Annotated in this window: 14 protein-coding genes, 1 rRNA gene and 1 riboswitch; of the genes, 14 read left to right on the top strand and 1 reads right to left on the bottom strand. The window is 44.4% G+C overall.

The genetic code is table 11. The features are described from left to right. Positions 1-99: 99 nt before the first annotated feature. From rrf to purD, 14 genes are all read left to right on the top strand, one after another. Positions 100-215: ribosomal RNA gene (gene rrf, locus H2672_RS14315) — 5S ribosomal RNA — on the top strand. Positions 216-1,181: 966 nt separating this feature from the next. Further along, entirely contained in the window at positions 1,182-1,703 is a 522-nt protein-coding gene (locus H2672_RS14310) for a DUF2179 domain-containing protein (RefSeq protein ID WP_186672503.1), read from the top strand. Continuing rightward, positions 1,700-1,888, top strand: a complete 189-nt coding sequence (locus H2672_RS14305) for an NETI motif-containing protein (RefSeq protein WP_186672488.1) — start codon at positions 1,700-1,702, stop codon at positions 1,886-1,888. Before H2672_RS14310 ends, H2672_RS14305 begins: the two co-directional genes overlap by 4 nt. Before the next feature lie 86 nt (positions 1,889-1,974). Then, positions 1,975-2,074, top strand: a riboswitch (purine riboswitch). Positions 2,075-2,076: 2 nt separating this feature from the next. After that, entirely contained in the window at positions 2,077-2,304 is a 228-nt protein-coding gene (locus H2672_RS14300; RefSeq protein ID WP_186672486.1) for a hypothetical protein, read from the top strand. Positions 2,305-2,401: 97 nt separating this feature from the next. Next, the gene (purE, locus tag H2672_RS14295; protein WP_186672483.1) at positions 2,402-2,890 is read left to right on the top strand and encodes a 5-(carboxyamino)imidazole ribonucleotide mutase; all 489 of its coding nucleotides are present in this window, start codon (positions 2,402-2,404) and stop codon (positions 2,888-2,890) included. Beyond that, positions 2,887-4,008, top strand: coding sequence for a 5-(carboxyamino)imidazole ribonucleotide synthase (purK, locus tag H2672_RS14290; protein WP_186672481.1), 1,122 nt, complete (start codon positions 2,887-2,889; stop codon positions 4,006-4,008). The genes purE and purK overlap by 4 nt, the downstream gene beginning before the upstream one ends. 175 nt (positions 4,009-4,183) lie before the next feature. Further along, positions 4,184-4,438 (top strand): phosphoribosylformylglycinamidine synthase subunit PurS, encoded by a 255-nt coding sequence (purS, locus tag H2672_RS14285; RefSeq protein ID WP_186672479.1) that lies wholly within the window; start codon positions 4,184-4,186, stop codon positions 4,436-4,438. Continuing rightward, complete coding sequence (gene purQ, locus H2672_RS14280; protein ID WP_186672478.1) at positions 4,435-5,121, top strand: phosphoribosylformylglycinamidine synthase subunit PurQ; 687 nt, start codon at positions 4,435-4,437, stop codon at positions 5,119-5,121. The genes purS and purQ overlap by 4 nt, the downstream gene beginning before the upstream one ends. Then, positions 5,105-7,333, top strand: a complete 2,229-nt coding sequence (gene purL / locus H2672_RS14275; RefSeq protein ID WP_186672477.1) for a phosphoribosylformylglycinamidine synthase subunit PurL — start codon at positions 5,105-5,107, stop codon at positions 7,331-7,333. The genes purQ and purL overlap by 17 nt, the downstream gene beginning before the upstream one ends. Continuing rightward, positions 7,309-8,730 (top strand): amidophosphoribosyltransferase, encoded by a 1,422-nt coding sequence (gene purF / locus H2672_RS14270; RefSeq protein WP_186672476.1) that lies wholly within the window; start codon positions 7,309-7,311, stop codon positions 8,728-8,730. The genes purL and purF overlap by 25 nt, the downstream gene beginning before the upstream one ends. A gap of 15 nt (positions 8,731-8,745) precedes the next feature. After that, positions 8,746-9,804: a phosphoribosylformylglycinamidine cyclo-ligase gene (gene purM, locus H2672_RS14265; RefSeq protein ID WP_186672475.1), complete on the top strand. Its 1,059-nt coding sequence runs from the start codon at positions 8,746-8,748 to the stop codon at positions 9,802-9,804. Further along, the gene (gene purN, locus H2672_RS14260; protein ID WP_186672473.1) at positions 9,801-10,373 is read left to right on the top strand and encodes a phosphoribosylglycinamide formyltransferase; all 573 of its coding nucleotides are present in this window, start codon (positions 9,801-9,803) and stop codon (positions 10,371-10,373) included. The genes purM and purN overlap by 4 nt, the downstream gene beginning before the upstream one ends. A 103-nt stretch (positions 10,374-10,476) precedes the next feature. Next, positions 10,477-12,012 carry a bifunctional phosphoribosylaminoimidazolecarboxamide formyltransferase/IMP cyclohydrolase gene (purH, locus tag H2672_RS14255; protein WP_186672471.1) on the top strand — a complete coding sequence of 512 codons (1,536 nt, stop codon included), beginning with the start codon at positions 10,477-10,479 and terminating at the stop codon, positions 12,010-12,012. A 13-nt stretch (positions 12,013-12,025) separates the two neighbouring features. After that, positions 12,026-13,285 carry a phosphoribosylamine--glycine ligase gene (gene purD, locus H2672_RS14250; RefSeq protein ID WP_186672469.1) on the top strand — a complete coding sequence of 420 codons (1,260 nt, stop codon included), beginning with the start codon at positions 12,026-12,028 and terminating at the stop codon, positions 13,283-13,285. Positions 13,286-13,358: 73 nt separating this feature from the next. Here the strand turns inward: purD and H2672_RS14245 are convergent, their stop codons facing one another. After that, positions 13,359-14,051, bottom strand: coding sequence for a class I SAM-dependent methyltransferase (locus H2672_RS14245; RefSeq protein ID WP_186672466.1), 693 nt, complete (start codon positions 14,049-14,051; stop codon positions 13,359-13,361). Positions 14,052-14,162 lie beyond the last annotated feature (111 nt).

The raw sequence follows: 14,162 nt of genomic DNA, 5'->3' as shown, positions 1-14,162 counted from the left end.
TGATCGAGGACTTAACCAATTTTGAAAAGGGCTTGATTACCCTGATTCTGTGTAGCACAATGTCTGTTTTATTCAGTTTTGAGTGAATAAGCTCAATAGTCTGGTGACGATTGCGAAGAGGTCACACCCGTTCCCATCCCGAACACGGAAGTTAAGCTCTTCAGCGCCGATGGTAGTTGGGGGTTTCCCCCTGTGAGAGTAGGACGTCGCCGGGCGCAAGGTCATTGCCAATAGGTAATGGCTTTTTATTTTTAATTTTAATTGGTCTTTTATATAAGCGTAAGGTCATTGCCAATAGGTAGTGACCTTTTTTTGACGTCTAGAAAATAATGAAAATCTCGTACTGTGGAAAAGAGAGGACGTAAAGATTTTACGTCTAGATGCCAGTACCTAGAGGCTTGGAGTCCCACCTGATGTGGGTCACGCAGACATTGCCACAGGAGGTGGCGTACTCTGGCTGTGTACCTTATATTTATCAGTCGGGTTTCGAAGGATTGAACTGCATCCTTCCCCGGACAAAGACGCAGCTAGGGCCTACAGGATGCAGGTCATGCAGTGGCAAGGGATTGAATTTATATCACTCCTTGTGTGACACGACGTCGCGAGCCTACAGGATGTAGGTTATGAAGCTGGGGGGATTGAACTAGATCCCCCTTGTTGCCACAGGAAGTGGCGTACTTTGGCCGCGTTCATCCGTTACAGGAGCTTGCGCTTTTGTTCAATTTATTTTTAATACTTAGTTCGAAAGTCAATTAACAAGCAGAGTTGCCATTAGAATTCCGAAGTTAGTATAAGAGGTGGGAAGTTGGTATTAGAAAGCGGAACTTGCAATTAGGACCCAAAACGGTACTTATAATCAGTAATATCCCTATATCCTATAAACTTCTAGAGATTGTTCAGTGTGTGCTTTGGTACCGAGAGTGTGATTCCAACTACTGACACAATTTGAATGGCACAAATGGAGTCAGTAACTAGAACGATGCGTTTATCTTTATGTTACTAGTTATTTCTTTATCTCTTTAGATTTAGCGGGAGGTATCCCCTAAGCGCCGAAGCTATATCCAATGGAATCAATCAATATACATAAAAGTTTTCTGCAAATTCTCAATGCCTTGAAATCATCCACAATCAGAGATACGATGATAACTATGCAGTAATAGAAAGGGTTGTTTGTTGTGCAAATGGTGCTCATTATATTCGCAATTAATATCGTTTACGTTACTTTCTTTACAGTACGCATGATTATGACGCTGAAAGGGTATAGGTATATTGCTGCTGTTGTTAGTGTGGTGGAAATTGTTATCTATGTTATCGGTCTTGGACTAGTACTAGACAATCTGAATAGAATAGAGAACGTGATAGCCTATGCGGTCGGTTATGGTTGTGGTGTAGTCATCGGCTCAATGATTGAAGAGAAGATGGCACTTGGTTATATTACTGTAAACGTAATTACATCAGAGAAATTATTGAAATTACCGAGTATACTGAGGGAAAAAGGATATGGCGTAACGGATTGGTCAGCGAATGGACTAGACGGAGAACGAACTTCTATGCAAATACTAACACCAAGAAAATATGAATTAAAACTTTATGTTGCAATTAAGGAAATAGATCCAAAAGCATTTATTATTGCATATGAGGCAAAAACAATACATGGCGGTTTCTGGGTGAAGAGCGTGAGGAAAGGAAAGTTGTTCAAGTGAGTAAAAAAACAGTATGGTTTGAAGTGGAAGCCGAAGAGGCTATTGAAGATTGTTTGAAGAGAATGACTGCTGAAGGTTATACTGTTGCAGGCCGAAAGGAAGAGCCCCTGTTTGCAGAGGTAAACGGAGAATACGTGCCAGTAAGACAGGTCATCAAGTTTAAAGGTATCCTGACAGAACAATAACGCGCCTCAAAGGCGAACGATTTTAAAGTAATATATACCATTGTTCGTCTTTTTCATTGACGAACGGTTCTGTTCTTGATAAAATAAAGAGAGTTATTAGAAATCCCCATATATACTGTGGAATTGGCCACAGTGTTTCTACCAGGGCACCGTAATGTCCGGACTATGCGGGAAAGCGACTTTCAGGAATGGTAGCGAAAGGTGTGTGGGTACCAATGGGTGCAGTCATCTTAACGCATATTTCAACGTCCTCGAATGATCTGCTTTTCATGCATATGAAGAGTGGTTTGTTCGAGGACTTTTTAGTTTATAAATGTCGGCTAAGCCTCGGGGCCAGACGCGCGGGTCATAAGCCGGTCCGTCTTCTGCCTGCCGCTGGCGTACAACATGTAAGTCATGCAGCGGGGAGGGATTGAACTACATCCCTTCTTGTTGTCACAGGCCGTGGCGGACTTAGGCAGCGTTCATTTGTTGCGGCACCTTACGTTTTTCTTAAAAAGGAGCGGATTATAAGTGGAACCGAAAATCGGTGTCATTATGGGAAGTAAAAGTGATTGGGAAACGATGAAACATACTTGTGACATTTTGGACGAACTAGAAGTCCTTTATGAGAAGAAAGTTGTCTCGGCACATCGTACTCCTGATTTTATGTTTGAATATGCAGAACTAGCGCAAGATAAAGGTTTAGAGATTATTATTGCAGGAGCTGGGGGAGCTGCACATCTTCCTGGAATGGTTGCAGCAAAAACATTGCTCCCGGTTATTGGCATACCAGTTCAGTCGAAAGCGTTGAACGGAATGGATTCCTTATTGTCGATTGTTCAAATGCCTGGAGGTGTGCCAGTTGCGACAATGGCGATTGGGAAAGCAGGCGCTGTGAATGCAGGTCTTCTTGCAGCACAGATGTTAGGCGTCCATGATAAAGCCTTAATGAAACGTATTGAAGAGCGTCGTAACAACATGCGTGATGCGGCACTGGAAAGCAGCGGTGATTTACTATGATAACAATTTTACCTGGACAAACGATAGGGATTATTGGCGGCGGACAGCTTGGTCGGATGATGGGGCTAGCTGCGAAGGAAGCGGGATTCAAAATCGCGGTGCTGGATCCTGTCATGGATTCACCGTGTGGTCAAATTGCTGATATCCGGATTGTTGCACCGTACAACGATGAGGCTGCACTCGAGGAACTAGGTGAAGTGAGTGACGTCATCACATACGAATTCGAGAATATTGATTTTGAGGGTTTGAAAAGACTCACTCAAATCGCGCACGTACCGCAGGGCGCAGAACTTGTTCGAATCACACAGAACCGTATCAACGAAAAAGCAGAAATCACAGCATCAGGTGCACCAGTCGCAAACTATGTAACGGCACAAACCTTTGACGAACTAACAACAAGAATCACAGAGGTTGGCTTCCCTTGTATCGTTAAGACGGCATTCGGCGGCTATGACGGAAAAGGGCAAGTGAAAATTGACTCTGAAAGTGATCTTTACGAAGCGGAAACACTCTTTGAACATTCGGCATGTATTGCAGAAGCATTCGTTCCGTTTACGAAAGAAATATCAGTAATCATTCAACGCAATGCTAAAGGACAATCTTACTGCCTTCCCGTCGCTGAAAATATCCATAAACACCATATATTACATGAATCAATCGTTCCAGCACGGGTCCATGGAAATGTCTTAGCCAAAGCCGAAGATGCAGCGACGAAAATCGCAGATCATCTTAATCTTGTCGGGACATTGGCGGTTGAAATGTTCGTTTTAGAAAATGATGAAATTATTATTAATGAATTAGCACCACGTCCACATAACTCGGGCCACTATTCAATAGAGGCGTGTAACATATCTCAGTTCCATCAGCATATACGTGCCATCTGCGGGTGGCCTCTTCGCAAGCCAATTCTATGGCAATCATCGATTATGGTGAATGTACTCGGAGAACATGTTGCGCCACTGACAAAGATTGTCACGGATTATCCTGATTGGTCAATCCATCTATACGGCAAAGCCGAAGCGAAAATAAAGCGTAAAATGGGACATGTCACAATTATGACTGACAATATTGAAAAAACATTGGAAGTTATTGATTCTACGGGCATTTGGTCTGAATAAAGGGGAATACTTATGATAAAGAAATACCCCAATCCAAAAATTGGCGCTATACGGTTAGAGCAAAATAAGTGTGAGACGAATTTCAAACAGCTCCGTCTTGACTGAATAATTGACGGCAGCTTTTCAACATTTCAAAAAGAAACCTAATCTAATTCCATTTGGGAGGAAAAAAGACATGACGAAAGTAAACGTATACGTAACACTCCGTGAAAGTGTTGTTGATCCACAAGGGGTAGCAACGATAGAAGCGCTTCAAACGATGGGTTATAAAGAGGTCGAAAACGTACGCATTGGGAAATTGATTGAGCTAGAAGTAGATGGATCAGTTGCAGATATCGATGCACGTGTCAAAGAAATGTGCGAAAAGCTTTTGGTTAATAAAGTTATTGAGGACTACCGATATGAAATCGGGGAGGTCGCGGGCAAATGAAGTTCGCTATACTTGTTTTCCCAGGATCGGGTTGCGACATCGACATGTTTCATGCAGTAAATACCGTTCTGGGCAATAAAGCAGAATATATCTGGCATACAGAAGCGAATCTTGATGGTTATGACGCAGTACTTATTCCAAGCGGAGCATCGTACGGTGATTATCTGCGTCCAGGCGCACTGGCGCAAAGTTCACAAGCAATCGAGAGCTTGAAAGCATTTGCGGCAACAGGGAAACCTGTTCTTGGTGTGGGGAACGGATTCCAAATCCTTGCGGAAGCAGGTCTTTTACCAGGAGCTTTCTTGCGCAATAAAGGTCTGAAATTCAGGTCTGGAAAGACGAAATTGACTGTCCTGAATACAGAATCGACATTTACTTCAGATTACGAAAACGGGCAAGAAATCACAATTCCGTTTGCTCATGAATTCGGCAACTATTATGTTGATGAAAAGACGGCAGCAGAATTGGAAAGTACTAACCGTATCGTCTTTACATATGCGGACGGAAATGCAGATGGCAGCACAGCAGATATCGCGGGTGTGTTGAACGAAACAGGCAATGTACTCGGTATGATGCCCCTTCCTGAACGTGCAGTTGAGGAAATCATCGGAGGAACAGATGGATTGCCTCTATTCAATTCAATCTTAAAAAGGTGGAGTGAAAATAATGTCAGCCAAGCATGAACCGAACGCACAACAAATTAAAGATGAACAATTATACCGCCAAATGGGAATGACAGACGAGGAATTTGAACGTGCCGTAGGGATGTTAGGACGCCTTCCGAACTATACGGAAACAGGTCTATTCTCAGCATTGTGGTCTGAGCATTGTTCATATAAGAGTTCTAAACCAGTACTTCGTAAATTCCCAACTGATGGACCGCGTGTTCTTCAAGGACCGGGAGAAGGAGCGGGAATCGTCGACATTGGCGACAATCAAGCTGCTGTATTCAAAATGGAATCTCATAACTCACCTTCTGCGATTGAACCGTTCATCGGTGCAGCAACAGGTGCGGGTGGGGTTCTGCGTGACGTATTTTCAATGGGTGCCCGCCCAGTAGCACTTGTTAACTCTCTCCGTTTCGGCGATCTATCAGATGCGCGTGACCGGTATTTATTCGAAGAAGCGGTTGCAGGGATTGCGAGTTACGGAAATGCGATTGGTATTCCTACTATTGCCGGCGAAGTTCAGTTCGATAATTGTTACTCTAAACGCCCACTCGTAAATGCGATGGCTGTTGGTTTGTTAAATCATGAAGACATTCAAAAAGGGATTGCTTCAGGTGTCGGTAATAGTGTGATGTATGCCGGTGCTACAACAGGACGTGACGGGATTCATGGTGCGACGATGTCTTCATCCGAAGTGTCGATTGATAAAGAGGGTGAACTGCCTGTAATGCAAGCTGGAGATCCATTCCTTGAAAAACTTGTGATGGAAGCATGCCTTGAGCTTGTAAAATCAGACGCGTTAATAGGGATTCAAGATATGGGTGCGGCGGGACTTACTTCATCTGCGGCTGAAATGGCTTCAAAAGCAGGCTATGGCGTTGAGCTAAACCTTGACCTAGTACCACAACGTGAAGAGGGAATGACAGCTTATGAAATGATGTTGTCAGAATCTCAAGAACGTATGCTAATCGTCGTGAAAAAAGGCCGTGAACAAGAAGTAACGGATTTATTTGCGAAATATAATATCGAAGCGGTAACGATTGGTAAAGTAACGGACGATAAAATGCTACGTCTGCTTCATAAAGGTGAAGTTGTTGCAGAAGTATCGGCTGATGCACTTGCTGAAGACGCACCGGTTTACCATAAGAAATCTGAGGAACCTGCTTATTTTAGAGAATTCCAAGCAATGGAAATGACAGAACCTGTCGTGACTGATTTGAATGAAACACTTAAAGATCTATTACAACGTCCAACGATTGCATCGAAAGAATGGGTCTACAACCAGTTCGATACACAAGCTAGGTCAAATACCATCGTTGCACCAGGCTCATCTGCAGGTGTCATTCGTGTCAGTGGAACGAATAAAGGCCTTGCAATGACATCCGATTGTAACTCGCGTTTTGTCTATCTTGACCCAGAAACAGGCGGGAAAATTGCAGTTGCTGAAGCAGCGCGTAATCTCATATGTTCAGGTGCGGAGCCAATTGCAATTACAGACTGTTTAAACTTTGGTAGTGCGGACAAACCGGAAGTGTTTTGGCAGCTTGAGAAATCAGCTGACGGAATTTCTGATGCATGCCGCAAGTTGAATGCACCTGTAATAAGCGGGAATGTTTCCTTGTCTAATGAAGTGAATGGTGTTCCAATCTATCCGACACCAACGATTGGTATGGTTGGTCTTGTCCATGATTTATCACAAGTAACGACTACTGAATTCAAGCGTGCAGGCGATGTCATCTATGTCATAGGCGAAGCATCACTTGACTTCGGCGGTAGTGAATTGCAACAAATGATGGAAGGGAAGATTTTCGGCCAAGCTCCGGCAATTGACCTAGAAGTTGAAGCAGCACGTCAGAAAGAGCTTTTGACGGCAATCCAAGCAGGACTTGTTCAATCTGCAACTGATTTATCAGAAGGCGGATTTGCAGTAGCGCTTTGTGAAAAAGCATTTGGTACGGAAGGTCTTGGGGCAGGCGTTACAGTCTCTGGATCAGCAGTAACGGCATTATTCAGTGAAACGCAATCACGTTTCCTTGTGACTGTAAAAGAAGAAAATGCAGCAGATTTCGAAAAAACTGTGGCAGATGCGATTAAAATCGGTGTAGTTACGGATAGTAACCGTATCGTTATTAATGGTGAAAATGGCATGTTAATCGACGGGACGGTGGATGAACTCCGTTCTGCATGGAAAGGGGCTATCCAATGCTTGCTGAACTCAGAGGCCTAAACGAAGAGTGCGGTGTGTTTGGCATTTGGGGTCATGAAGACGCGGCGCAGATCAGTTATTATGGTCTGCACGCATTACAACACCGGGGTCAAGAAGGAGCCGGTATCGTTACGAAGGAAGGCAAGAAATTTCATGTGATCAAAGGCGAAGGTCTTGTCAATGAAGTGTTTTCTGGTAACGAGATAGATGATTTAAAAGGAAATGCTGCAATTGGACAAGTGCGTTATTCTACAGAGAACGGTCGCGGAATCGAAAATGTTCAGCCGCTCGTTTTCCGTTCAACAACTGGAAGTCTTTCGGTCGCTCACAATGGTAACATTGTGAATGCGGTCGAACTACGCGAGCATCTTGAACGCCAAGGTAGTATTTTTCAAACGAATTCTGACACGGAAGTGCTAGCGCATTTAATCAAGAAGAGCAGCGGTTCTTTAACGCAGCGTGATCGCGTGAAGAAAGCATTGTCGATGTTAAAAGGTGCGTTTGCGTTTGTCATCTTGACAGATGATGGGTTAATGGTCGCGCAGGATCCGAATGGTCTTCGTCCACTATCCCTTGGGAAAATAGGCGATGCATGGGTCGTAGCATCTGAGACATGTGCGTTCGATATTATCGGCGCAGAATGGATTCGTTCGGTAGAACCAGGAGAACTCATCATTATTAATGATAAAGGTCTTCAGTCGGACCGCTTTGCGCCAGCAGCGGACTCAGCTATGTGCTCGATGGAATATGTTTATTTTGCACGTCCGGATTCGGATATTGATGGTATTAATATTCATTCGGCGCGTAAACGCTGCGGCAAACGCCTTGCACGCGAAGTGCATATCGAAGCAGACGTCGTCACAGGTGTGCCGGATTCAAGTATTTCAGCCGCTATTGGATTTTCTGAAGAAAGTGGAATTCCGTATGAGTTAGGGCTGATCAAAAGTCGTTATGTCGGGCGAACGTTCATTCAACCGACACAGGAGATGCGTGAAAAAGGCGTGAAGATGAAACTTTCTCCAGTGCGTCAAGTTGTGAACGGTAAACGAGTCGTCATGGTGGATGATTCGATTGTTCGCGGCACCACGTCTAAAAGGATTGTCAATCTGTTAAAAGAAGCCGGTGCGACGGAAGTTCACGTTGTGATCGCGTCTCCGCCGCTTGTCAGTCCGTGTTTTTATGGCGTAGATATCAGTACGGATTCAGAATTGATCGCAACAAACAGGACGGTTGATGAAATCCGAGAACTTATCGGTGCAGATTCACTGACGTTCCTGTCTGCTGAGGGAATGGTCGAAGCAATTGGACGTCCCGATAAAACAAAGAACTGTGGACAATGCCTTGCATGCTTTACAGGGGAATATCCTACAGAAATCTATTCGGATACAGTTTTGCCACATAAGAAAGAAATTGTTTGATAGGGGGACTTTTACATGTCGAAGGCTTATGAAAACGCAGGTGTAAATATCGAAGCTGGTTACGAGTCAGTTGAACGGATGAAATCCCATGTTGCGCGTACTGCACGTATTGGTGTTACAGGAACGTTCGGCGGTTTTGGCGGCATGTTCGATCTATCCGCACTTAATTATAAAGAGCCGGTTCTTATTTCCGGTACAGACGGTGTTGGTACAAAGTTGAAACTGGCGTTCATGGCAGATAAGCATGACACGATTGGTATTGACTGTGTTGCTATGTGTGTTAACGATATTGTCGCACAGGGCGCAGAACCTCTTTACTTCCTTGACTACATCGCGCTTGGAAAAGCCGTTCCTGAAAAGGTAGAAGCGATTGTTAAAGGAATTGCAGATGGTTGTGTTCAATCTGGCGCGGCATTAATTGGCGGAGAAACGGCTGAGATGCCAGGACTTTACGAAGTCGATGAGTATGACCTTGCAGGATTTGCAGTTGGCGCATGTGAAAAGAGTAAAATTGTTACGGGTGAAAAAGTTGTTGCTGGAGACGTTCTTGTTGGTATCGCTTCAAGCGGTATTCATTCGAACGGATATTCACTAGTGCGTAAAATTGTGATAGAAGACCAAGGCTGTGAAATTGACGGTTTAATCGCCGGGTACGAAGAGCTTGGAACGGTTGGAGACGCACTTCTTACACCGACGAAAATTTACGCGAAACCTGTTCTTCAAATGCATAGCGAACTTGATGTCCATTCAATGGGCCATATTACGGGCGGCGGCTTCTACGAAAACTTACCACGTATGTTGGTAGATGGATTCGGAGCAGAAATTGACCTTGGTTCATGGCCTGTACTTCCAGTATTCAAGATGCTGAAAGAAAAAGGCGAACTGTTAGATAAAGATCTATACAGCGTATTCAATATGGGTATCGGTTTTGTTGTTGCACTCCCTGAAGAACAAGCGAATGCTGCCCTTAAAATTGCAGCTGAGCATGGAGAAGAAGCATTCATTATCGGACGTGTGATTGAAGGAGAAGGCGTCACATTTACAGGTACACATGACGGAAGTCTTGCCGAATGAATCCAAAAATAAAGATTGCCGTTTTCGCGTCTGGAAGCGGCAGTAATTTTGCGGCGATTGAAGAAGCATGTAAAACAGGTGAATTGAACGCTGAAATAGTCCTCATGGTGACGAACAAACCGGAGGCATTTGTGGTTGAACGTGCTGAAAAAGGTAATATTCCAGTCGCAGCGTTCCGTCCAAAAGATTTCGAAACGAAGGATGCATACGAAGAAGCAATTCTTCATGCACTTCGGGAATCCGGGGCGCAGTGGCTGATTCTTGCTGGTTATATGCGTCTTGTTGGTCCGGTATTATTGACGGCTTATCCTTCTCGCATCGTCAACATTCATCCTTCACTGTTGCCTTCGTTTCCTGGGAAAGATGCGATTGGACAAGCGGTTGCGCATGGTGTGAAAGTGACGGGTGTCACCGTTCATCTGGTAGATGAAGGTATGGATACAGGACAGATTCTTGCACAGTGTGCAGTTGATGTTGTCGACGGCGATGAAGACAAAACGGCCGAGGCGATTCATGCTGTTGAACACGGTTTATATAAAGATACGTTAAATAATATTTTTAGCCAGTAATGATAAAGGCTGGGGCCGGCAGGATGCAGGTCATGCAGTCGTTGCGACAGGAAGTCGCGATTTTAGACTGCTATCCTTATATACTAATTGGAGGGTTTTATTCGTGAAAAAACGTGCATTGCTTAGCGTGTCAGACAAAAACGGTATTTTGGAATTTGCAAAGGAATTGGAAAGTCTCGGCTATGAATTGCTATCAACAGGCGGTACGATGAAACATCTTGCGGACAACGGCGTAGCAGTAACAGCGGTCGATGCAGTAACTGGATTCCCTGAAATTATGGAAGGCCGCGTGAAAACGCTCAACCCGATGATTCACGGAGGACTTCTTGCAAAACAAGACGATCCCTCTCACATTGCGCAAATGGTAGAGCACGGCATCCAACCGATTGACGTAGTTTGTGTTAACTTGTATCCGTTTAAAGAAACGATTTCAAAACCGGATGTAACCAATGAAGATGCAATCGAGAATATCGATATTGGTGGACCAGCGATGCTTCGTGCTTCTGCGAAAAACCATGCATACGTTACAGTTATTGTAGATGCAACAGATTACAATCAAGTACTATCCGAACTCAAAGCAGATGGTAAAACGACACTTGAAACGCGTAGACGTCTGGCGGCAAAAGTATTTCGTCATACAGCGGCATACGATGCACTTATTGCCGGTTTCTTAACTGACCTTACAGGCGAAGAATTCCCGGAGCAGGTTACGTATACATATGAACTAAAACAACCGCTTCGTTACGGAGAAAATCCACACCAAAAAGCAGCTTTTTATAGCCGTCCGCTTGGTTCTGATTTCTCAATTGCGTACGCGAAACAATTACACGGTAAAGAACTTTCATATAACAATATTCAAGACGCGAACGCGGCTATCCAAATCATTAAAGAATTTGATAAGGCAGCTGCAGTAGCGGTGAAACATATGAATCCATGTGGAGTTGGAACAGGCGAAACAATTTTCGACGCGTTCAATAAAGCATATGAAGCAGACTCGACGTCTATCTTCGGCGGTATAATTGCATTGAACCGTGAAGTAGATGCAGCAACTGCTGAAAAATTATCGGGCATCTTCCTTGAAATTATTATTGCACCAGCTTTCACGGACGAAGCAGTTGAAATCTTGACGAAGAAGAAAAATATTCGATTGATGACAATTTCGTTTGATCAACATAAAAAAGACAAATGGAATACGGTCTCTGTTGAAGGCGGATTGCTTATGCAAGAGCCGGATGCATACGGATTTGCAGATGCGACTATCAAAGTGGCAACAGACCGTCAGCCAACTGAAGCTGAGTGGGAAGCGATGAAACTTGGTTGGGCTGTTGTTAAACATGTGAAGTCAAACGCAATTGTCGTCACTGATGACAATATGACACTTGGCGTAGGTGCAGGGCAGATGAACCGTGTTGGAGCTGCGAATATCGCGCTTACACAGGCAGGCGAACGTGCTAAAGGTGCAGCGCTTGCATCTGATGCATTCTTCCCAATGGATGATACAGTCGAAGCGGCAGCGAAAGCGGGCATTACGGCAATTATTCAACCAGGCGGATCAGTGAAAGACGAAGATTCGATTAAAAAAGCCAACGAATACGGTATTACAATGGTATTCACAGGCGTACGTCACTTCAAACATTAAGGAGAGAGTTGCATTGAATATACTCGTTATCGGGAGCGGCGGCCGCGAGCATGCGATTGCCAGACAGTTCAATGTCTCCCCTTCAGTAAATAAAGTTTTTGTAGCACCTGGCAATGATGGCATGATAAATGATGCTGAATGTGTGCAAATCGATGCGCTGGATTTTGAGGCACTTGCTTCATTTGCACAAGAGAATCATGTGGACCTGACATTTGTCGGTCCTGAACAGCCGCTTGCGGAAGGAATTGTGGATTACTTTACTGATCGCGGATTAACGGCGTTTGGTCCAACGAAAGCCGCGGCGCTGATTGAAGGAAGTAAGTCATTCGCCAAAGAGCTGATGACGAAGTATGATATTCCAACAGCTGCGTACGGAACATTTACCGATGCAGAAGAAGCAAAAGCATTTATCCGAGAAAATGGTGCACCAATTGTCGTTAAAGCAGACGGACTTGCAGCAGGAAAAGGCGTTATCGTTGCGATGACGCTGGATGATGCACTTACGGCAGTAGACGACATGATTGGCAACCAGAAGTTTGGTGAATCTTCATCACGTGTCGTTATCGAAGAATTTTTGGACGGTGAAGAGTTCTCCTACATGTCATTTGTCCATGATGGACAGATTTACCCGATGGTTGTCGCACAAGATCATAAGCGTGCTTATGACGGCGATAGAGGACCGAATACGGGTGGTATGGGCGCTTATTCACCCGTTCCGCAAATTTCGGATGCAGTTGTGAAAGAAGCATACGATAAAGTCGTTGTTCCGACTGTTGAAGCAATGGCTGCAGAAGGGACTCCGTTTACGGGTATTTTATATGCAGGTCTCATTTTGACTGACAAGGGTCCGAAAGTAATTGAGTTCAACGCACGTTTTGGCGATCCTGAAACGCAGGTTGTCCTTCCACGAATGGCATCCGACTTTGGTGAATTCATGACCGCACTTATGGCTAGTAAACCGTATGACTTGAAGTGGGATGACAAAGCGATGTTAGGCGTTGTCATTGCTGCCGATAGATATCCGGGAGATGTAGTAAAAGGGGCAGCATTGCCTGATCTTGATGTTTTGTCAGCACGAGGCTTAGAAGTCTTCCATGCAGGCACGAAATCGAATGGTGCAGGCTTTGTTGGTAATGGGGGGCGTGTACTCCTTATTACAGCGAAAGCAGATTCATTGAAAGAAGCGCAGGTTGAGGTTTATAAAGGCTTGTCTCAATTAGAATGGAACGGATTCTTTTATAGGCAGGACATTGGCTGGCGTACGTTTGAATAAGAAATCCGCCAATTCATCTAAGTGATGAATTGGCGGATTCTTTTAATTTGGGAAGACTTATTTGTTTTTCTTATTATTCAGCTTTGCAAATCCACCCACCAAACATGTTAGTTGTAAAGAATTTCGCGATATTACCAAACCCTGCTTCTTGCAATAAATGAACAATTTCCTCTTCAGGAATGAAGGAAAGCTTCCGAACGGTTTTCTCCATTTCATTTACTTCCGCTTCAGTTAAGTTGGTTGAATCCAGCCAGTATGCTTTCCATAGAGCAAATAACTCATCGAATGCCGAATCGTTCGGGTTACCGTACATGGACGCCATAACGAATGGGGCGCCGGGTGATAGATGGTGTCGGATTTTTTTAAGTAGACGCCTTTTTTCATCGACATCTTCAATGAAGTGAAGGACGAGCATACAGGTTGCAGCCCCAAACAGTTTCTCATCTGTCACATCATTGACAGTTCCTTCGATAAATTCTACACGGTCATCCATCTTCAAATCGATTGCTTTCATTCGCGCGAAATCAAGCATTGGCGGCGCGGGGTCCACTGCCGTAAATGTCCACTCGGGATTAGCAGGTCCTAATGTGGCGAGTTCATTGCCGCCACCCGCTCCAATTATTAACACACTTTCTTGTTGTGTTATATTTGCTCGAAGATAAGCCTGTACAAGTTTGAACATTGAATCGTAGGTAGGCAACGTCCGGCGTACACCTCGATCATATTCTGCGGCCATCTCTTTATCAAACTGCATCTTGGCGGTCATTTTATCAAATCCAATCGATTGTAGTACTGTACTATTTCGTCAAAAGGAGGCGGAACCCTTTTAGTGAGTGGACGATTTGGGGAAGTTCGCAACGTTACTCTGAAAGTAAAC

The organism is Sporosarcina sp. BP05 (assembly GCF_014282005.1).
Classification (GTDB): domain Bacteria; phylum Bacillota; class Bacilli; order Bacillales_A; family Planococcaceae; genus Sporosarcina.
Note: the sequence above shows the minus strand (reverse complement) of the source record. Positions and strands in the feature narration are given on the sequence as shown.